The 18,666-nt window shown below is 59.0% G+C and carries 20 protein-coding genes; 10 read left to right on the plus strand and 10 right to left on the minus strand.

Annotated features, from left to right (window positions below; translation table 11 throughout):
- Positions 1–111 precede the first annotated feature (111 nt).
- The gene (locus AABB31_RS05515) at positions 112–477 is read left to right on the plus strand and encodes an iron-sulfur cluster assembly accessory protein (RefSeq protein ID WP_342075456.1); all 366 of its coding nucleotides are present in this window, start codon (positions 112–114) and stop codon (positions 475–477) included.
- The gene (locus AABB31_RS05520) at positions 474–770 is read left to right on the plus strand and encodes a TfoX/Sxy family protein (RefSeq protein WP_342075455.1); all 297 of its coding nucleotides are present in this window, start codon (positions 474–476) and stop codon (positions 768–770) included. The genes AABB31_RS05515 and AABB31_RS05520 overlap by 4 nt, the downstream gene beginning before the upstream one ends.
- Here AABB31_RS05520 and AABB31_RS05525 read toward each other — a convergent pair.
- Entirely contained in the window at positions 767–1,684 is a 918-nt protein-coding gene (locus tag AABB31_RS05525) for a 2-oxoglutarate and iron-dependent oxygenase domain-containing protein (protein ID WP_342075454.1), read from the minus strand. The two genes, AABB31_RS05520 and AABB31_RS05525, sit on opposite strands and share 4 nt — an antisense overlap.
- Before the next feature lie 68 nt (positions 1,685–1,752).
- On the opposite strand from AABB31_RS05525, the gene tpiA reads away from it, so the two are divergent.
- Positions 1,753–2,484 (plus strand): triose-phosphate isomerase, encoded by a 732-nt coding sequence (gene tpiA, locus AABB31_RS05530; protein WP_342075453.1) that lies wholly within the window; start codon positions 1,753–1,755, stop codon positions 2,482–2,484.
- Positions 2,485–2,535: 51 nt separating this feature from the next.
- On the opposite strand, the gene AABB31_RS05535 is transcribed toward tpiA, so the two are convergent.
- The 6 genes from AABB31_RS05535 to AABB31_RS05560 form a co-directional block, all read right to left on the minus strand.
- Positions 2,536–3,960: a TRAP transporter large permease gene (locus AABB31_RS05535; protein ID WP_342075452.1), complete on the minus strand. Its 1,425-nt coding sequence runs from the start codon at positions 3,958–3,960 to the stop codon at positions 2,536–2,538.
- Positions 3,960–4,649, minus strand: a complete 690-nt coding sequence (locus AABB31_RS05540) for a TRAP transporter small permease (RefSeq protein WP_342075451.1) — start codon at positions 4,647–4,649, stop codon at positions 3,960–3,962. Before AABB31_RS05540 ends, AABB31_RS05535 begins: the two co-directional genes overlap by 1 nt.
- 75 nt (positions 4,650–4,724) lie before the next feature.
- On the minus strand, positions 4,725–5,741 hold the full coding sequence (locus tag AABB31_RS05545; RefSeq protein ID WP_342075450.1) for a DctP family TRAP transporter solute-binding subunit: 1,017 nt from the start codon (positions 5,739–5,741) through the stop codon (positions 4,725–4,727).
- A 228-nt stretch (positions 5,742–5,969) separates the two neighbouring features.
- Complete coding sequence (locus AABB31_RS05550; protein WP_342075449.1) at positions 5,970–6,662, minus strand: B12-binding domain-containing protein; 693 nt, start codon at positions 6,660–6,662, stop codon at positions 5,970–5,972.
- Positions 6,663–7,025: 363 nt separating this feature from the next.
- Positions 7,026–8,240 (minus strand): sigma-54 dependent transcriptional regulator, encoded by a 1,215-nt coding sequence (locus AABB31_RS05555; RefSeq protein WP_342075448.1) that lies wholly within the window; start codon positions 8,238–8,240, stop codon positions 7,026–7,028.
- A complete protein-coding gene (locus tag AABB31_RS05560) occupies positions 8,237–10,018 on the minus strand; it encodes an ATP-binding protein (protein WP_342075447.1) in 1,782 nt (593 codons plus the stop codon). Before AABB31_RS05560 ends, AABB31_RS05555 begins: the two co-directional genes overlap by 4 nt.
- 60 nt (positions 10,019–10,078) lie before the next feature.
- Between AABB31_RS05560 and AABB31_RS05565 the strand changes: the two genes are divergently transcribed.
- Positions 10,079–11,242: a cytochrome P450 gene (locus AABB31_RS05565; protein ID WP_342075446.1), complete on the plus strand. Its 1,164-nt coding sequence runs from the start codon at positions 10,079–10,081 to the stop codon at positions 11,240–11,242.
- Positions 11,243–11,296: 54 nt separating this feature from the next.
- Entirely contained in the window at positions 11,297–12,313 is a 1,017-nt protein-coding gene (locus tag AABB31_RS05570; RefSeq protein ID WP_342075445.1) for a serine hydrolase, read from the plus strand.
- A gap of 2 nt (positions 12,314–12,315) precedes the next feature.
- Here AABB31_RS05570 and AABB31_RS05575 read toward each other — a convergent pair whose 3' ends face one another.
- The 3 genes from AABB31_RS05575 to AABB31_RS05585 form a co-directional block, all read right to left on the minus strand.
- Positions 12,316–13,116 carry a DUF2145 domain-containing protein gene (locus AABB31_RS05575; RefSeq protein ID WP_342075444.1) on the minus strand — a complete coding sequence of 267 codons (801 nt, stop codon included), beginning with the start codon at positions 13,114–13,116 and terminating at the stop codon, positions 12,316–12,318.
- Positions 13,117–13,127: 11 nt separating this feature from the next.
- Complete coding sequence (locus tag AABB31_RS05580; RefSeq protein WP_342075443.1) at positions 13,128–13,472, minus strand: hypothetical protein; 345 nt, start codon at positions 13,470–13,472, stop codon at positions 13,128–13,130.
- A gap of 115 nt (positions 13,473–13,587) precedes the next feature.
- Positions 13,588–14,049, minus strand: a complete 462-nt coding sequence (locus AABB31_RS05585) for an Lrp/AsnC family transcriptional regulator (protein ID WP_342075442.1) — start codon at positions 14,047–14,049, stop codon at positions 13,588–13,590.
- A 137-nt stretch (positions 14,050–14,186) separates the two neighbouring features.
- Here AABB31_RS05585 and cysG point away from each other — a divergent pair, with 137 nt between their 5' ends.
- The 5 genes from cysG to AABB31_RS05610 are packed head-to-tail and all read left to right on the plus strand — an operon-like array spanning position 14,187 to position 18,653.
- Positions 14,187–15,578, plus strand: a complete 1,392-nt coding sequence (gene cysG, locus AABB31_RS05590; protein WP_342075441.1) for a siroheme synthase CysG — start codon at positions 14,187–14,189, stop codon at positions 15,576–15,578.
- Positions 15,578–15,886, plus strand: a complete 309-nt coding sequence (locus AABB31_RS05595) for a DUF2849 domain-containing protein (RefSeq protein ID WP_342075440.1) — start codon at positions 15,578–15,580, stop codon at positions 15,884–15,886. The genes cysG and AABB31_RS05595 overlap by 1 nt, the downstream gene beginning before the upstream one ends.
- Positions 15,879–17,549: a nitrite/sulfite reductase gene (locus AABB31_RS05600; protein ID WP_342075439.1), complete on the plus strand. Its 1,671-nt coding sequence runs from the start codon at positions 15,879–15,881 to the stop codon at positions 17,547–17,549. The genes AABB31_RS05595 and AABB31_RS05600 overlap by 8 nt, the downstream gene beginning before the upstream one ends.
- Positions 17,539–18,246 carry a phosphoadenylyl-sulfate reductase gene (locus AABB31_RS05605; protein WP_342075438.1) on the plus strand — a complete coding sequence of 236 codons (708 nt, stop codon included), beginning with the start codon at positions 17,539–17,541 and terminating at the stop codon, positions 18,244–18,246. Before AABB31_RS05600 ends, AABB31_RS05605 begins: the two co-directional genes overlap by 11 nt.
- Positions 18,243–18,653 (plus strand): DUF934 domain-containing protein, encoded by a 411-nt coding sequence (locus tag AABB31_RS05610; RefSeq protein WP_342075437.1) that lies wholly within the window; start codon positions 18,243–18,245, stop codon positions 18,651–18,653. Before AABB31_RS05605 ends, AABB31_RS05610 begins: the two co-directional genes overlap by 4 nt.
- Positions 18,654–18,666 lie beyond the last annotated feature (13 nt).

Here is an 18,666-nt window from a genome sequence, read left to right on the forward strand (position 1 = left end):
GCGCTATTGGTCACACCGCGCCGGTAACCGGCAGGCAGATAGTCACATCTGCGCGCGATCCCTTGTGCGGGTGCCCACCCTGCCCTAATTACATGGCAAAGGAGATTGGATATGTTCGGCATTCCCGGCAAGCAGGCCGTCAGTATTACCCCAAAGGCGGCGGCACAGATCGCCAAGCTGATGGAAAAGGATGGCCATCAGGGCTTGCGCATCGGCGTCAAGAAAGGCGGCTGTGCGGGGATGGAATATACCATGGACTACGTGACCGAAGTCGACCCGCATGACGAGGTTGTCGAAACCGACGGTGCCCGCGTCATGATTGCGCCAATGGCGCAGATGTTCCTGTTCGGCACCGAAATCGACTATGAAGTGTCCTTGCTTGAGGCTGGTTTCAAATTCCGCAATCCGAATGTCGTGGATGCATGCGGCTGCGGTGAATCCATCAAGTTCGATGAAAGCATCGCCGCAAAATCATGAGCGTCTCTGACGCTGATATTGCCTTTGCTACGGATCTGTTCAGTGACCTGGGTCAAGTCACAACCCGCAAGATGTTCGGCGGGCTGGGCCTGTATCACGCCGGTACGATCTTTGCGCTGGTCAGCAGCGAAGGGCGTATTTATGTCAAGACGACGCCTGACATGGCACAGGCGCTTGCCGAACAAGGCTCTGCGCAATTTCACAATATGCCCTATTGGTCCCTGCCGGATGACGCGCTGGATCAACCGGCCGAGGCCTGCGGCTGGGCGATCAGGTTTCTGCAGCAGGACTAAACGGTGCTGAGATGCACGTATGTTTCCGCGTATCGGGCATCGAGATGCGTGCGTGCGTCAATCACCCGGCCCGAGCCGAGAGGCGCCACATTTGCATCATGATCAGGATTGAAAAATAGCGGAATGGATATCCGTTCAGCAGATGTGCCCACTACCCGGTGCGGCGTGGCCTTGATCCGGCCATTGGTCCACATCTCAAGCATCTCGCCAAAATTGATGATGAACGCGCCCGGTGCTGCGGCAACAGGTATCCAGCCGCCGCCACGCTTGCGCACCTCCAGCCCGTCCGATCCATCTGTGGCCAGCAATGTCAGGCAGCCATAATCGGTATGGGTCGCAATTCCGAAATCCTTTGCGCCGGCCCAGGCAGGACGGGTCGGATAGTAATTTCCCCGCAGCAGCGCCATGGGCGTGCCGAATTTGTCCCGGAAATAGCCCTGATCTTCACCAATCGCCTTCACGATGGCGCAGAGCACATCAAGCGAAAAGGCGCAGGCATCGGTGAAATAGGTCTGCAGCAATGCCGCAAACCCGTCCGGCATTTCCGGCCACTGATTTGGCGCATAGCAGCTTAACGCGGTCAGCGGATCACCCGCCGGCAGTTCCAGCCCACAATCGAAAAACTGTTTGTAGTCGGGGTTCGCGTCAGGATCGACCTGTTCGGCGCCAGACGCCCCCCAGCCCCGGTTTGATCCGGTGCGCGCAATGTTCACCGCCTCTTTCTGCGCTGATGGCAGCGTAAAGAACTGGTGATAAGCCGATAACAGGGTCTGCATGCGCGCCTTTGAGAATGGCGTATTCTCGATGATCAGAAACCCCACATCGCTGGCCGCATCCGCGACAACCTGTTCGACGTCACGCGCGCCTGCCAACAACGCCTTGGCGTCGATCCGGGGGATCGTGGGATCAGTCATGGCCACCCTTTCCGTTCTGCTATGGAGTTGATAGCAAAGGGTGAACCGAAGAACAAAGGATCGCTGACATGCCTCGCAAACTTGCCGCCGGAAACTGGAAGATGAACGGGCTGCGTGCTGATCTGTCCGAGCTGGAAACGCTCGCCTCAGCCCATTCTGACGCGACGGTTGATATCCTGATCTGTCCCCCCGCCACGTTGATCGGGGCGGCACAGGGGACGTTGTTCGATATTGGCGGCCAGGACTGTCATGCAAATGCCAAGGGCGCCCATACCGGTGATCTGAGCGCTGCGATGCTGGCCGATGCCGGTGCCAGCTATGTGCTGACCGGTCATTCGGAACGCCGCACCGATCACGCCGAAACCGATGCAATCGTCGCGGCAAAATCACAGGCGGCCTATGGCGCCGAGCTGACCGCCGTGATCTGCATCGGCGAGACCCTCGCCGAACGTGAGGGCGGCACGACACTTGCCGTGATCGACACGCAATTGGCGGGCTCGGTTCCGGATGCGGCAACCGCCCGGAATACCGTCATCGCCTACGAGCCTGTCTGGGCCATTGGCACCGGCAAAGTCCCGACAGCCGCGCAGATTGCAGAAGTTCACGCCCATATCCGCGCCCGTCTGACAGACAGGTTCAGCGACGGCGCAGAGTTCCGCATCCTATATGGCGGCTCTGTCAAAGGCAGCAACGCGGCCGAGATTTTTGCCATTCCCAATGTCGATGGCGCGCTGGTTGGCGGCGCAAGCCTGAAGGCGGCTGATTTTTCGCCCATCATCAGCGCATTGGAAGCAAGCTGAGGTATCGCAATGCCGGGGACCCGCGCCAATGACGCGGGTCACGCGGTATCGTCAGTTCACAATGATTTCCGGCCCCATGAAGGTGATCGGCAGGAATGTTGAGATCGCCGGGATATAGGTGATCATCAGAAGGAAGACGAACAGCACGGCCAGGAATGGCAGCGCTGCCTTGACCACGGCCATCATCGGCATGCCAGCGACCCCGGATGTCACGAACAGGTTCAGGCCCACAGGGGGTGTGATCATCCCGATCTCCATATTCACCACCATGATGATGCCAAGATGGATCGGGTCGATCCCCAGCTCGATTGCAATCGGGAAGACCAGCGGGGCCACAATGACGATCAGGCCGGATGGCTCCATGAATTGCCCGCCGATCAGCAGGATCACATTGACCACCACAAGGAACATCACAGGTCCAAGACCAGCGGCCAGCATCGCCTCGGCGATATGTTGCGGGATCTGTTCGTCGGTCAGCACATGTTTGAGGATCAGCGCGTTGGCGATGATAAACATTAGCGTGACAGTCAGTTTGCCGCCCTCGAACAGGGTCTTGCGCGTGTCATTGTGGAAAAAGGCCGTCACCAGCGCCCAGGGCTTGCGGAACAGCGAAATCGGGCGTTCCCCCTCGGGCGTGGCCAGCGGCCCCATATCCCGGTAGATGAACGAGGCGACAATAAATGCGTAGACCGCGGCAACCGCTGCCGCCTCGGTCGGGGTGAAGGCCCCCCCGCGCCAGTAAATCAAGCTGCCGCCGTCAAAGCGCACCCAAGGATGGCCGTAGATGCCAGCCATGATGATGATGATCAGCAACAAACCCCAGGCCGCATCGCGAAAACTGTCAAAAATCTCGCCCCAGCCGCGCCATTCGCCTTTGGGCATGTTCCGCATCCGGGCGATGATATAGATCGCCACCATGAGCATCGTCCCGGCCAGAATGCCTGGGATGACGCCCGCCAGAAACATCCGCCCGACGGAAACATCCGTCGCAGACGCATAGACAACCATCACGATGGATGGCGGGATCAGAATGCCCAATGTGCCGGCATTACAGATGACCCCTGCTGCAAACTCCTTGGAATAGCCGACCTGTGTCATTGCGGCGATCACAATGGACCCGATCGCCACAACCGTTGCCGGCGAAGAGCCGGACAAGGCCGCAAACATCATACAGGCCAGAACACCCGCAATCGCCAATCCGCCTTGCAAATGGCCCACACAGGCGATGGCAAAGCGGATAATCCGCTTGGCCACCCCGCCCGTGGACATGAAAGACGAAGCCAGAATAAAGAACGGGATCGCCAAGAGCGTATAATGGCCGGCCATGGCCTGATAGAGCGACTGCGCCACAGAGGCGAGCGACGTATCAGAAAACGCCAGTTGAAAGATGATCGAGGCCAGCCCCAGTGCGACCGCAATCGGCACCCCGATCAGCAAAAGACCGATAATCAGGGCAAAAAGAATGACAACTTCCATTACGCTTCATTCCCCTTGTTCAGCTTTGCAGCCTCTTCAACCGCGTCCTCGGCCTCGTGGCTGACGATCAGGCTGCTTGCCGCGCCGGTCCACACGCGCCAGACCGCCTGACAGATCCGAAACAGGATCAAGAGGGCCGCAATCGGCAGGATCGTATAGGGGATCATCCGGGGCATTTTCGAATAACGCTCACCATAATTGATCCAGTCTTCCAGAAAGCGCAGCCATTCAGGCATCGGGATCTGATCCGTTTCAAAGAAACTGCGGCCTCTGGCGGCTGTGTCAAAACCGGTCGGGAACCAACTCCCTGTTGTGGGGGGAAGATCCGCAAATGGCGCCCAATAATCCCAGGCGCCTTTCAGAAACAACAGGGCATAGGCAATGCAGCACGCACCGGCAATCAGTGCCAGCACCTTGCGCGCGCCTTCGGGCAACAGGTTGGTGATGGCATCAACACCCAGATGCGCGGTGATCTTGAAGCCGTAGGAAATTCCAAAAAGCACCAGCCATGCGAACATGACCAGCACGACCTCCAAGCTCCAGATGATGGACAGGTTGAAACCGTAGCGCAAAACCACATTCACGAAGGTCAAAAGGGTCATCAGCCCCAAAAGAACGGCTATCGCGGTTTCCTCGAACGTATCAACGGCGCGGCCGATGGGACCTGCGGGTTCATATTTCGCGGCCATGTCTGTCCCCCCTTTTTGGATTTTCATACTGGCCCGGCGGTCAGACACCGGGCCAGCACATGCGTTACCGCGCGTTTAGTTGGCGTCGTTGATCGCCTGCGCCGCGTCGATATTCTCCTGCCCGACTTCTTCGGCAAATTTTGCCCAGACAGGTTTCATCGCCGCAACCCATTCGGCCCGCTGCTCGGCTGTCAGCTGGCGGACTTCGCCACCTGCATCAATGATGGCCTGCTTGGCCTCTGCATTGACCTTGGCGGATTCACCATTCCGGGTTTCGGTCACTTCGGCGAGGATGGTCAGGAACTGATCGCGGACATCCGCATCAAGGCTGTCCAGCCAGTCGACCGATGCCACCACAAGATAGTCGATGATCCCGTGATTTGTCTCGGTGATGCCGTCCTGCACTTCAAAGAACTTCTGACCGTAGATGTTGGACCAGGTATTTTCCTGCCCATCCACAACGCCGGTTTGCAAAGCGCCGTAAACCTCGGCAAAGGCCATTGGCTGTGGTGATGCACCCAGTGCTTCCATCTGGGCCACAAGAACGTCGGATGGCTGCACGCGGAACTTTAGCCCAGAGGCATCGGTTGGCGCCATCAGCGGAACATTCGCGCTGATCTGCTTCATGCCGTTATGCCAGAATTGCAGGCCCTGCAGCCCACGACGTTGCATGCTGTCCTTCATCGCCTGCCCGGCCTCGGATGACTGGAACGCATCAACGGCCTCGATGTCTTCGAACATGAATGGCAGATCGAACAGACGGTAGGCTTTTGTGATCGATTCAAACAGCGACAATGATGGGGCGGCAAGCTGAACATCGCCGCGCAGCATCGCCTCGATCACCTGCTCGTCTTTGTAAAGGGTCGAGTTTGGAAAGACTTCCATACACATCGACCCGTCCATTTCGGCATTCACCCGGTCCGCCAGCAAAGAGGCCGCGATGCCCTTGGGATGGCGGTCTGTATTTGTCACGTGGCTGAATTTGACGACGATCTCGCCATCGTCGCAGCCCGCGGCATGGCTGTCTGCCTGCGCAGATGTGGCGATCACGGACATCGCAGCCAATGCGGCTGCCGTTTTTAGAAATTTCATCAGGTCTCCTCCCAGAAGAATATTGTTGCCATAGACAGGCTAACAGAGCCTATCAAAGCGGCATGAAAGTCAAGCTGCAATAGACTTGTCTCGCCGAAAAAAGAATAGGCGCAAAATATTGGAATTATTGAATATTTTTGATGGCGCGTCCTGTCTCGCATTGCAAAACGGGCGGAAACCCACACAGTTTTGGCGCAATCAGACCCGGGAATCCCCGGGGTCAGGCCGCTAGTCGTCTTCGCTTGGGTCTTCGGTGAGAATGCTGCGCAATGTCGCCATGGCACCTTTGATGTCTTTCATCACCGCATCTGCCCCGACCAGACGCTGAATGTCCGGGTAGTGCTGCAGGATGCTGCCAGCCACGACAAGATGCGCCAATGGTTGGGTGATACGCAACGCCAGAACAAGACGAGTCAGCGGTTCGATCATCCGATCGGAATTTGCAACGAGAATGATCGCGCGATAGTGCCGATCCTCGCTTTGTTCGATCAGCGCGTCATGCGATGTGCCGACCGCCATATCAATATCCCAGCCCTCGCGGCGGAACAGATCGGTTGCCATTTCAATCCCCAGCGTGTGGGTCTCGCCGGGGACAAGGGCAAACAGGGCCGGGCGCATTGCACGCCCGTCGATCAGGCTGGATGCCACGATATGGCGCAGCCCGCGGATGATCCGGTACAGCCTGCCGGACGCCAGCGTGACATCCACGAAAGAGACCTGATCCTCTTCCCACATCACGCCCAGCTTGGTGGCGGCACCTGCCACATATCCCAGATAGATCGTCTCGATATTCACGCCGTCACGCCGGGCCGCAAGGATGATCCGGTCGGCGGCATCCTCGTCAGCTGACAGCAATGCGCTGCATAGCAGATCAATTTCGCTGCTGGTGGGTAGATCTTCCTTGCGTACAGTTCTGGGCATCCGGAACGCCAATCGCCTCACGACCTCACTCGCGAGCGCTTGCACAGCGGTCGCGGGCAGTTTTTGTTCGGCCAATCGAAACTGCTGATCAGCTTTGTCATACTCAGAGCGATCGAACGCTCCGTCGTCCATTGGCACGCGGGCCATGAACGCCCCTCCCTATTTGACACCCAAAATCAGCGCTATGGCGATGGCGAAACGCTTCTGACTGATCTCGTTCCCATCGCCATATCACATTTGCGTGCACGGTCGGGCGCGTCAGAAGGTCGCGGACTGCCCAATTTTCAAGCGGCCCTGCTGTGCGATGCGGCATTCGGCAAACCGGTGGTGGCCTTCAGCGCGTCATATCACGCTGATGACAGCTTAGCGGCGATACGCATCCGGGCGCAGCCCATGTTTGGCAAGCTTGTCATAAAAGGTCTTGCGCGGCAGCTGCAGGGATTTAGCGGTCTGTGTGGCCCGGCCCTGATGTCGGCGCAAGGCCGCCACCAGCAACGCGCGTTCCATCTGCGCCATTTGATCCGCAAGTCCCAGCCCCGTCTCAGCCGCCTCCCCTTCGATACCATTGACGAACCGCGTCGCAATATGTTTCAGGGCCAGCGCGTCGCCCTGCCAGTCCTGCATCATCAGATGGGCCATGTAGTCGGGCAGCACATCCGGCACGGACGCCCCCGACCCATCTGCGGCGATCTGCGCATAGTGCTGAAACAGCACCGGAATATCCGGTATCCGGTCTTGCAGTGGCGGCAACCGCACCTGGTGCATTTCAAGGTGACGCAGCAGCGCCGCGTCAAACCCGCCATCGGCCACGTTCTGTGCCAGATCGGAATAGGCCCCCGCGACCAGCCGCGTTGACGCCCCTGCGGTGAGCGCTCCAAGCAACGAAAGCTGCGCCGCGCGGTCCAGACTGGCGATATCATCGACAAACAGGGTGCCACCTGCCGCCGCCTGAAAGACATCCTGATCCCAGATAGCGGCAGAGATTGTCAGAAACGGCCCCTTGCATCCATCCGATAAGGCGTGAAGTGCTTCGGCCACGGTCTGCAGATCAGCGCCGGGGACACCTGTGATCAGAACCGCGCCCGGCATCCTTGCAGCACGCCGCACTTGACCGCGCAGCCCCTCTGCCGGGCGTGATCCCCCCGGCAGCAGGCGCGCCGCTGCGTCAGAGGCAGCAAGTGCCGCCTTGAGCTTGCGGTTTTCAAGCGCAAGGTGCCGGGCCGCCAGCGCCCGTCTGACGGTGGCTACAAAATCCTGCGGGGCGCAGGGTTTTTCCAGAAAGTCATAAGCCCCCGCAGACATCCCGCGTACGGCCATGGGGATATCCGCCTCCCCGGTCAGCAGGATCACCGGCAGGTCCGGGTCAACCTCGCGGACATAATCCAACAGATAAAATCCGTCGCGCCCGGGCATCCGGATATCGGAGACCACCACCCCGTCAAATCCGGGGGTCAAATAGTCCTTGGCCGCAACGAAGGATCCCGCAACCGTCGGGTTGAGGTCGGCAAGTTCAAGCGTCTGGCCCAGCGCTTCGCGAATATCGGCATCGTCATCAACCAAAAGGACCCGGGTGCTCATGCGGCGATCCTCTTGGCGGCGGCATCCAGTTCAATTGTGAATATTGCACCACCGTCAGGGTGGTTCCGTCCGCGGATGTCACCACCAAAGCTTTGAACCAAACCGTAGGAGATCGACAGGCCCAGCCCCATGCCTTCGGCGCTGCCAATCGCCTTGGTCGTATAAAACGGTTCAAAGATTTTCTCGGGCGCGTCAATCCCCGGCCCGGTGTCGCGGATCGACAAGACAGCGCGCTGCCCGGTCTCGGACACTGCAATCTCAAGCACTTTGGGCGCGCTTTCTTCCATCGCATCAATGCCATTGGAAATCAGGTTCAGAATGACCTGTTGCAGGCGAACCTCGCCGCCGCGCACCCAGATTGGCGCGGATGGCCTGGCCCAGTTTATTTCAACATCATCATTCTTGGCACGCGGGCCAACAATTTCCAGCGCGGCCTCTATCGCACTGACCAAATCAACATCTTTCAGCGGCTCGTCCTCTTGCCGGGCAAAGGCCCGCAGGTTGCCGATGATCCGCCCCATGCGACGCGCCATTTCCGAGATGCGCCCGAGGTTCTTGGCCGCCACGTCGGGCTTGTCACGCGCCAGAAACCCCTGCGCGTTTTCGGCAAAAGACCGGATCGCCATCAGGGGTTGGTTCAATTCATGACTTATCCCGGCGGACATCTGACCAAGGGCCGACAGTTTTCCGGCCTGCACCAGATCATCCTGCGCCTTTTGCAAACGATGTTCGGCGGCCGTACGCTCGGCCACCTCGCGGCGCAGATCGGCGTTCAAGGTCTGCAGTGCTGCGGTCCGGTCACGCACACGCCGTTCCAGTTTGGCATTCAGGACTGCCAGCGTGCGGCGGCGTTGGGTGGTGATGAATGACAATAGCCCGAATGCGAGGCAAACAGCCGCAACAACAGCCGCCTGCAGGCTGGCCAATTCGCGGGCCGGACCTGCGTCAACAAGCACCTCGCCAGTCATGTCAATCACCGGAAGATCGAGGGTGAGATGCAGCGCCCGACCCGGAAGATATCGCCCCCCATCCACGCGCCACAAATCATGGCCCGAGACATTGACGCTGTCATGGTTGACGAAGGGGGCCAGCCGCTCGATCGGGTATGCCCCTGCCCTTGCGGCCTGCATCAGGTCATCCAGTCGCAACCGGAAAACCATTTCGCTGCGGTTGGATACGAAGATGACACCATTGCGATCCGAAAAGAACACCGTTGATGCACCGGTCCGCCAGGATGCCTCGATAGCCGCAACATCAGCATATAGGACAACCGCGCCGATGACCGGGCCCTCGGCGGCAAAAACCGGTGCGGCAAAGACAAAAGCCCGGCGGCCAAACGGCGCGCTATAAAGGTTGTAAGAGCCCAAGGCCCCGTCCATGGCCCGCTCGAAATACGGCCGGTTGGCGTGGTCGCGCAGACCGGCCTGAACCGTGCCCAGCAACCTTTGCCCATCCGCATCCAGCAACATGATGTCAATTGCCCCGGTCTTGTCGGCAACCTCCTGAAAGATGGCCTGTATCGCCGTATCGTCGGCGGATTGTCCGGCCAGCATGGGCAATAGGGCGGGATGATCGGCCATGAGCACTGCCGCCTCGCGCAGCCTGCGCACTTCGCTGGTCAAGGTGTCAGAAGCCAGCGCCAGATCGGACTTGGCCCGATCCTCCAACTGGTTCAGCGCAACCCGGTATCCGTACCACCACACGCCCGCCGAAAATGCAGCGACAGCCAACAGAAATGCGATGATCACAAACAAGCGGGGACGAAGAAAAACATGCATAATGCACCAGCTTAATCAGCCCGGCTTGCAATGGCCAGATGGCTGGTCCAATGCTGCGTCATGAAGCGTTACAGCCAAGACCCGACCGACCCCGCCTTTCTGCAGGACCCTTATACGTTCTACGATCAGACCCGCATGGAAGGTGATTTCTTTTATTGGCAGGACTATCAGATGGCCTGCGCCGTCTCACACCAGATGGTGCATGCCATTCTTCGGGATCGCCGGATGGGCCGCCAAGTACCCTCGGAACGGGCGCCCGACATCCCCCCGCTTCAGCAGCCATTTTATGACATCGAAGCCCATTCGATGCTGGAACTCGAAGCACCCCGGCACACCCGGTTGCGGTCCCTTGTCCTGCGCGCCTTTACCAGCCGCACGATCAGCAATCTGGAACCTGCCATGCGGCAGCTTTGTCATGATCTGATCGACACTTTTGATGACGGGCCCTTTGATCTGCTGACCGCCTTTGCCCAACCGGTGCCTGTGATCATCATCTGCCGGCTTCTTGGCGTCCCCGAGGCGCATGCCCCTGATTTGCTCAGGTGGTCCAACGCCATGGTCGCCATGTATCAGGCCCGCAGAACCCGCGAGATCGAAGATGCCGCAGCCCAAGCCAGCCAGGAATTCGCGGCCTTTCTGCGCGATTATATCGCCGAACGCCGCAAACGACCGGGCGATGACCTGATATCGACCCTGATCGCGGCTGAAGAGGCCGGCGAAAAGCTAAGCGAAGCAGAGCTGATCACCACATGTATCCTGCTGCTGAATGCAGGGCACGAGGCCACGGTGCATACCTTGGGCAATGGGGTAAAGACCCTGCTGGAACGCGGTGTGACGCAGATCACGGATGCCGCCGTGGAAGAGATTATTCGCTACGACCCACCGCTGCATATGTTCACCCGCTGGGTCTATGAGGACCTTGAGATCGGCGGTCACCATTTCAAGCGCGGTGATCAGATCGCCTGTCTGCTGGGGGCTGCAAACCGCGACCCCAATGCCTACCCCGATCCCAACCGGTTTGACCCGACGCGCAGCGGCCCCAAGAATGCCAGTTTCGGGGGCGGCATTCACTTTTGCGTGGGTGCGCCATTGGCGCGGCTTGAACTGCGCGTCGCCCTTCAAACCCTCTTTGAACGTTGCCCTTCGCTGCATTTGGCAGGCTCCCCGAAATATGCGGATCTCTACCATTTCCACGGTCTGGAACAGCTGCTGGTGGCCCGCTGAGGCTTGCAAAACCATCAGCACCGCTTAGGTCACATCCAGACATCGAGGGGGCATATGGCCAAAACGCAAAGAAATCACCTGACCCGCCGCCATTTCGTGGCAAGCGGGATGATCATGGCGGCATCGCCCGCCGCTGCCGTTGCGACCGATTGGGACCGGGTCCTTGATCGGGCGCGTGCGCTGGAACAATGCCATGCGCTTGCCGTGCATATCGACGGGGCCGAGATTGTCAGCGCCGCATTTCGTGGCCCTGCCATTGGCCGCCCGGTTCCTGTCAAATCCGTCTCCAAGACGATTGTTGCCGCCCTGACCGGTGCGGCACTTGAACGGGGCGAGTTGCCGTCACTGACAGCGACCCTTGGGGATGTCGCCCCACAACTGATCCCGGCCGGCGCCGACCCGCGCGCAGGCACCATCACCATCGACGATCTGGTCACCATGCAGGCCGGTCTGGAACGGACATCGGGCGCCAATTACGGCGGCTGGGTCAATAGCCCGAACTGGGTCGCCAACGCATTGTCACGCCCCTTTGTCGCCACACCGGGTGCGCGCATGCTCTATTCAACCGGGTCTTTTCACATTCTGGGCGCAGTCCTGGCCGAGGTTTCGGGCAAAAGCCTGCTGACACTGGCCCGCGAACGTCTGGGTGGCCCTCTGGGCATTGATATCCCGGCATGGACCCGCGATCCGCAGGGCCGTTATCTGGGCGGCAATGAAATGTCGCTCAGCCTGCCTGCCATGATCCGTTTTGGCGAGATGTATCGCCAGAATGGCAGCTTCGACGGGCAGCAGGTTCTGTCCGAACGCTGGGTGGCGCAATCACTGCAAACCCATACACGATCACCGTTTTCAGGGCTGAATTACGGATATGGATGGTTTCTGGGGCGCGCAGGCGGTGATGATTTTGCGCTGGCGCGCGGGTATGGCGGCCAGATCATCTGCATCGCACCCAGCTTGGGACTGACGGTCGCGATCACCTCTGATCCGCTGCGCCCGGCGCGCAGCGGCGGCTATTTCGGGGACATCATGCGGCTGCTTGATGGCGAGATCTTCCCCGCCGCACGCGGCTGACCCTAGAACCGGGACACACGATCTGGCGTGATGCGATATGTGGCCGTATCCAGATCATGTGTCTGCATGAAACGCGCGATTGATCCGAAGGTCGCGGTGCCAACGGTATCGCCATGATCAGCTGTCGTCAGCGCTTGTGATGCGACCGGACCAAAAAGGCGCTGCAACCCGTTCAATCGCACGCGTTGCGGGGTGAAATGCGCCGCAATATTGGCCTTGATCTGACGAGGGTCATCCGTGTCATAGAGCGCCGCCATCACCACATCCAATGTATGCTCGGTACAGTTCTGAAACTGCCGAGACCCCGGATTGGCAAGCACGGAATAGGACGGGTTATGCAGTTGCGCATAGGTCGGGCTTGCAATCACGTCCAACAATTTTCGCTGCAATCGGGCATCAGGAATGATGATGCCTGCATCAAGCTTGTGCGCGCCTGCGAAAAAATCCGCCGGACTGTCCTGTACCAGACGGCTGCGGGTCAGGTCACCCTGGGTCTGATACAGGTTGTAGATGCGATAGCCCATGCCGCGGCTGCCATCGGCCCGCGTGATCTGCGAATAGACCCAAAACGCCACATGGGTGTATTGGATACCGTCAGGCAACAGGGCCGGATCGCGCCCCACCCGCGCGACAATCGCGACATTGGCCCCCCGTGATGCAAGATCATGCTGCACGCGATTGGCGAAATTTGCGACCTCGCCAGCAGGCAAGACAGGATTGGCGGCAGAGCTGCTGCCTGCAACTGCCGCATGGGAAAAGCAGATGAGGAAACCCAGAAAAATAGCCTTTATCAAATGTTTCATGGTCAAATCCTCTAGTTCAGTTGCGGCGGGCCATCAGCGACCACACAGGTCCGCTCGCGTTGGCATGTGGCTGTTTCCGCGGGCGTGACCCCTGCGGCAAAAACCTCTGATCCTGCAGTCGCGGACCCGGTTCCGACTTCTTCCAGCGCCGCACCCGTGACGGCCAGCGCCGACCCCACGGCAATGACCGGAACAGCCGCAACAGTCGCGGTCGAGGATGCAACGGCGGCAACACCATGCCCGGTTGCCTGCGCGCTATGATCGACCGAGTCTGTGGCGTGTTGTGCACTTGGCGTGGCGCAGGCCGCCACGGCCCCCAGCAAGGCGACTGATCCGGCAAATTTCTTGAAACACATGATCTTTCTCCAAATATGAACATTGTTCAATTTATTTAGAGACTGCGCCGCCTTCCGTCAATAAAAATGTTGAACGTAGTTCATATTATTTCAGAGATTTATGGAAATCAATGACTTAGAGTGGCAGTGCCACCGTCGATTTGATCTCTTCCATCGACAACAGCGCGGTGACGTTGTGTACTTTCACCTCTGAAATCAGCGCTTGGTAAAACGTGTCATAGGCCCGCGCGTTCTGCACACGGACCTTCAGGATATAGTCGATGTCCCCCGCCAGCCGGTGCGCCTCTTGCACTTCTGCCCGCGACCGCAGCGCATGCAGAAACTTGCCCTGCCATTCTGCGTCATGCTCGGACGTGCGGATCAGGACAAAGAAACAGGCCTCAAACCCCAGTGCTTCGGCATCCAGCAAAACAGTTTGCTGGCCAATGATTCCGGCCTCGCGCATCTTTTTTATGCGATTCCACACAGGGGTCTTTGACGACCCAACCGACCTCGCGATTTCGTCAAGTGACTGGGCTGCATCCGCTTGCAACGCTGCAAGGATTTTCCGGTCTGTGGCATCAATCCGAACCGCCATTCTGCATTCTCCGCATATTGAGGACGGGCGGTCCAAAATGGCCTCAACCCGGAACATGCGTCCTTACTTAGCGCCAAGGGGGCGCAACGGGAAGAACATTATTCTATATTGAACCCAAGAAATCAGAGGTATGCGTTATGAAGCATTTTCCAATCTTCCTGGCCGTCGAAGGCCGCCGCATCGTCCTTTCGGGCGGTGGCGATGCTGCCATGGCCAAATTGCGCCTGCTGATGAAGACCGAAGCACATCTGACCGTCATCGCGGATGATATCGCCGATGACATCCGCAAATGGGCCGATCAGGGCAAATTGCGGATCATTGAACGTGCGATGGAACCCGGCGATGCGCTGTGCGCCGCCCTATTCTACGCCGCAAACGAAGATGACGCAGAAGATGCCCGCGTCTCTGCCATCGCCAATACTGAGGGCGCATTGGTCAACATCGTTGATAACCTCGCCGACAGCCAGTTCATTACGCCTGCCATCGTGGATCGTGATCCCGTCACCGTCGCTATCGGCACCGAAGGTGCGGCCCCCGTCCTGGCCCGCGCGATTAAAGCGGATCTTGAGGCGCGGCTGCCAACACAGCTTGGCGTGCTGGCCCGCATCGGCAAAACCTTCCGCCACGCGGTTGAGGTCCTGCCAATGGGCCGCAAACGCCGCGATTTCTGGTCAGCCTTCTATTTCAACAACGGCCCCAAAGCGATTGAGGACAAAGGCGAAGCCGGCGTTATCCCTGCGTTGGAAACGCTGCTTGATGATCACATCACCACCACAGCCAAAGACGGCCATGTCGATCTGGTCGGCGCTGGCCCCGGTGATCCGGAACTGCTGACACTGAAAGCACGCAACGCGCTGGATAAGGCTGACGTAGTGATCCACGACCGTCTGGTGACCGGTGAAATCCTCGAACTCGCCCGGCGCGAGGCGATCATCATTGACGCGGGCAAAACCGGCTTTGGCCCCTCCATGAAACAGGCAGACATCGACGCGCTGATCGTTCAGCACGCGTTGGACGGACATCACGTTGTGCGCCTGAAAGCAGGCGACCCCACTGTCTTTGGCCGCCTAGACGAAGAAATCGAAGCCATCGAAGCGCATGATATCAGCTACCGCGTGATCCCGGGCATCACAGCCGCCTCTGCCGCTGTCGCCAACATCGGGCAAAGCCTGACAAAACGTGGCCGGAACTCTGCCGTGCGCCTGATCACCGGGCACGACACCAAAGGGTACGCCGATCATGATTGGAACGCGCTCGCCCAACCCGGTGAAGTTGCTGCGATCTACATGGGCAAGAAATCCGCCCGCTTTATCCAAGGGCGCCTGCTGATGCATGGCGCCGATCCGGCAACACCTGTGACCATTATCGAAAACGTCAGCCGCGCCGATCAGCAGATCATCGCGACAACACTCGCCGAACTCGAACCCACCCTCACGCGGGCAGACCTGCAAGGGCCCGCCATCACATTCTACGGTCTCGCCCCCCGCGACGCCGTGGCCCACTCACACCAAATCAAGGAGTTTGCGTAATGTCCCGTGCGTTTACCCCCAAAGTCGTGACCGCCAATGCATTGCTCGAAGGCGATGCTGTTTGGCTGACTGAAGACAACCGCTGGAGCCGTGACATCCGCGAGGCTGAGCTGATCACAGACGAAGCGCATGGCGACCTGCGTCTGCTTGAAGCGCAAGCGCGCGCTGACGAAATCGCTGGTGCCTATCTGGCCGACGCAAAGGCCGGCGAAAACGGCCCAGAGCCGACGCATTTCCGCGAAACCTTCCGCACACGCGGCCCATCCAACTACGCCCATGGCAAGCAAGTGGAGCTTTCAGATGTATAAGTATAACGACTTTGACGAAGGTTTTGTCCGTTCCCGTGTGGCCCAGTTCCGTGGTCAGGTTGAACGCCGCATCGACGGTTCCCTGACCGAGGATGAATTCAAGCCACTGCGCCTGATGAACGGTCTGTATCTACAGCTGCACGCCTATATGCTGCGGGTGGCCGTGCCTTATGGCACGCTGAACAGCGGTCAAATGCGCCAGTTGGCCTATATCGCGGACAAGTGGGACAAGGGCTATGGCCATTTCACCACCCGCCAGAACATCCAGTACAACTGGCCAAAATTGGCTGATGTGCCTGATATGCTCTCAGCATTGGCCGACGTGGAAATGCACGCGATCCAGACATCCGGCAACACCATCCGTAACGTGACGGCCGACCATTTCGCTGGTGCCGCTGCGGATGAAATCGAAGATCCGCGCGCGATTGCCGAACTGCTGCGCCAGTGGTCCACCGATCACCCGGAATTCCAATTCCTGCCGCGTAAGTTCAAAATCGCCGTAACAGGCGCTACTGAGGACCGCGCCGTGACCAAAGCCCACGACATCGGCCTGCGCATGGTGCGCAACGACGCCGGTGAGCCGGGTTTCGAAGTCATCGTTGGTGGCGGCCTTGGCCGAACCCCAATGGTGGGCAAGGTCCTTCGCGAGTTCCTGCCCAAGGCCGATCTGCTGCCCTATTGCGAAGCCATCGTCAGCGTCTACAACCTGCTGGGGCGTCGCGACAACAAATACAAGGCACGGATCAAGATCACCGTGCATGAAAACGGGCTTGAGAAGATCCAGGCGCTGGTGGAAGAGCGTTTTGCATCAATCCGCGAAACATTCTCTGGCCATGACCAAGCGCTGTTGAAAGACATCGAAGCGGCCTTTGCGCCACCGGCTTACGTGGAAAAGTCTACGGACGGGTATGAAGCCGCTCGTCTGGCCAACCCTGCGTTTCGGTCATGGACTGACACAAACCTGTCAGCCCACAAAGCCGACGGTTATGCCATCGTGTCGATCAGCATCAAAAAACATGGGGCGACCCCCGGTGATGCGACATCTGACCAGATGCGCGTCATGGCGGACCTCGCTGAAAAATATGGCCACAACGAGTTGCGGATCAGCCACGAACAGAACGTGATCTTGCCGCATGTGCATAAATCCGATCTGGCCGCAGTCTATGCCGCTCTGCGCGAAGCAGACCTTGCCACGGCAAACATCGGGCTGGTGTCTGACATCATCGCCTGCCCCGGCATGGACTACTGCGCGCTGGCCACAGCACGTTCGATCCCCATCGCGCAGGAAATCGCCACACGGTTTGACGAGCTGAAGATCGAACATGACATCGGTCAGCTGAAAATCAAAATCTCGGGCTGCATCAACGCTTGTGGGCACCACCATGTGGGTCACATCGGTATCCTTGGTCTCGACCGGGCTGGCGTTGAAAACTACCAGATCACACTGGGCGGTGACGGCACACAGACCACATCCATCGGTGAACGGGCTGGCCCCGGTTTCAGCGCCGATGAAATCGTGCCTGCGATTGAACGTCTGGTGACCGGGTATCTGGACCTGCGCACCAACGCCGACGAAACCTTCCTGCAAACCTACCGCCGTTTGGGCATGGCCCCTTTCAAAGCCATCCTTTACCCAGCCGAGGATAAAGCAAATGCCGCTTAAGGAACTGGCCGAGCGCCGCAACATCCTGCACCGGAAATCCGATGCGCAGACCATTGTGAAACACGCGTTGGAAGACGTGCAAATCGGCAAGGTCGCCCTTGTGTCCTCTTTTGGGGCAGAGGCGGTCGTGCTGCTGCATATGGTCTCTGAAATCGACAAGAACACGCCGGTGATCTTTATCGATACCGAAATGCTGTTCCCCGAAACGCTGACCTATCAGCGTGAAGTGTCGGAAAAGCTCGGGTTAACAGACGTGCGCGTCATTGGCCCGGACCGGAGCGAGGTTCTGGAACAAGATGTCGATGGCATCCTGCATCAGGCCGATACCGATGCATGCTGCGACCTGCGCAAAACCCGGCCTTTGGAAAAGGCGCTTGGCGAATTTGGCGGCTGGATCACCGGGCGCAAACGCTATCAGGGTGGGCAACGTGCACAACTGCCGCTGTTCGAAAAGGAAGATCGCAAGATCAAGATCAACCCGCTTGCCAATTGGTCAGCCCAAGACGTGGCCGACTACATGAACCAACATGATCTGCCACGGCACCCGCTGATTGCCCAAGGCTATCCATCCGTCGGGTGCATGCCCTGCACGACACGGGCGAACGTACTTGAAGATCCACGTGCAGGCCGCTGGCGTGACAGCGAAAAAACAGAGTGCGGCATCCACAATGCCCCACGCAAAGGAAAAGCAGCATGAGCGTGATTGTCACCGATAGCGGTTTTCAGACCGATGATTTCGACTGTGGGTTTGTCACCCGGGACGAGGCCGCCGCAAATGATTGCGACTACGGCATCGACCTGCCCTCTGACACAGCACCCGAGGCATTGGCAGGGCTGAACAACGCGCCCATGATCCGCATTGATTTTCCGTCATCCGCTGACGGGCGCGGGTTCACGCTTGCCTCCATGCTGCGCAAAGCCGGCTATAAGGGCCGGCTGCGGGCCAAAGGCCACGTGCTGGCGGACCAATATGCCATGGCACGCCGGTCCGGCTTTGACGAGGTCGAAATCGACGATGCCCTTGCCGCGCGCCAGCCCGAAGAACAGTGGCTCTTCCGCGCTGACTGGCACGCCCATGACTATCAGTCGCGCCTGCGCGGCTAGACTTTCCCCCTGA

The organism is Yoonia sp. SS1-5, assembly GCF_038443705.2.
Classification (GTDB): Bacteria; Pseudomonadota; Alphaproteobacteria; order Rhodobacterales; family Rhodobacteraceae; genus Yoonia; species Yoonia rhodophyticola.

Excerpts from the sequence above, each read along its gene's own strand:
- AABB31_RS05515 (WP_342075456.1), top strand. The coding sequence starts at position 112 with ATGTTCGGCATTCCCGGCAAGCAGGCCGTCAGTATTACCCCAAAGGCG.
- AABB31_RS05520 (WP_342075455.1), top strand. The coding sequence starts at position 474 with ATGAGCGTCTCTGACGCTGATATTGCCTTTGCTACGGATCTGTTCAGT.
- AABB31_RS05525 (WP_342075454.1), bottom strand. The coding sequence starts at position 1,684 with ATGACTGATCCCACGATCCCCCGGATCGACGCCAAGGCGTTGTTGGCA.
- tpiA (WP_342075453.1), top strand. The coding sequence starts at position 1,753 with ATGCCTCGCAAACTTGCCGCCGGAAACTGGAAGATGAACGGGCTGCGT.
- AABB31_RS05535 (WP_342075452.1), bottom strand. The coding sequence starts at position 3,960 with ATGGAAGTTGTCATTCTTTTTGCCCTGATTATCGGTCTTTTGCTGATC.
- AABB31_RS05540 (WP_342075451.1), bottom strand. The coding sequence starts at position 4,649 with ATGGCCGCGAAATATGAACCCGCAGGTCCCATCGGCCGCGCCGTTGAT.
- AABB31_RS05545 (WP_342075450.1), bottom strand. The coding sequence starts at position 5,741 with ATGAAATTTCTAAAAACGGCAGCCGCATTGGCTGCGATGTCCGTGATC.
- AABB31_RS05550 (WP_342075449.1), bottom strand. The coding sequence starts at position 6,662 with ATGCCCAGAACTGTACGCAAGGAAGATCTACCCACCAGCAGCGAAATT.
- AABB31_RS05555 (WP_342075448.1), bottom strand. The coding sequence starts at position 8,240 with ATGAGCACCCGGGTCCTTTTGGTTGATGACGATGCCGATATTCGCGAA.
- AABB31_RS05560 (WP_342075447.1), bottom strand. The coding sequence starts at position 10,018 with ATGCATGTTTTTCTTCGTCCCCGCTTGTTTGTGATCATCGCATTTCTG.
- AABB31_RS05565 (WP_342075446.1), top strand. The coding sequence starts at position 10,079 with ATGAAGCGTTACAGCCAAGACCCGACCGACCCCGCCTTTCTGCAGGAC.
- AABB31_RS05570 (WP_342075445.1), top strand. The coding sequence starts at position 11,297 with ATGGCCAAAACGCAAAGAAATCACCTGACCCGCCGCCATTTCGTGGCA.
- AABB31_RS05575 (WP_342075444.1), bottom strand. The coding sequence starts at position 13,116 with ATGAAACATTTGATAAAGGCTATTTTTCTGGGTTTCCTCATCTGCTTT.
- AABB31_RS05580 (WP_342075443.1), bottom strand. The coding sequence starts at position 13,472 with ATGTGTTTCAAGAAATTTGCCGGATCAGTCGCCTTGCTGGGGGCCGTG.
- AABB31_RS05585 (WP_342075442.1), bottom strand. The coding sequence starts at position 14,049 with ATGGCGGTTCGGATTGATGCCACAGACCGGAAAATCCTTGCAGCGTTG.
- cysG (WP_342075441.1), top strand. The coding sequence starts at position 14,187 with ATGAAGCATTTTCCAATCTTCCTGGCCGTCGAAGGCCGCCGCATCGTC.
- AABB31_RS05595 (WP_342075440.1), top strand. The coding sequence starts at position 15,578 with ATGTCCCGTGCGTTTACCCCCAAAGTCGTGACCGCCAATGCATTGCTC.
- AABB31_RS05600 (WP_342075439.1), top strand. The coding sequence starts at position 15,879 with ATGTATAAGTATAACGACTTTGACGAAGGTTTTGTCCGTTCCCGTGTG.
- AABB31_RS05605 (WP_342075438.1), top strand. The coding sequence starts at position 17,539 with ATGCCGCTTAAGGAACTGGCCGAGCGCCGCAACATCCTGCACCGGAAA.
- AABB31_RS05610 (WP_342075437.1), top strand. The coding sequence starts at position 18,243 with ATGAGCGTGATTGTCACCGATAGCGGTTTTCAGACCGATGATTTCGAC.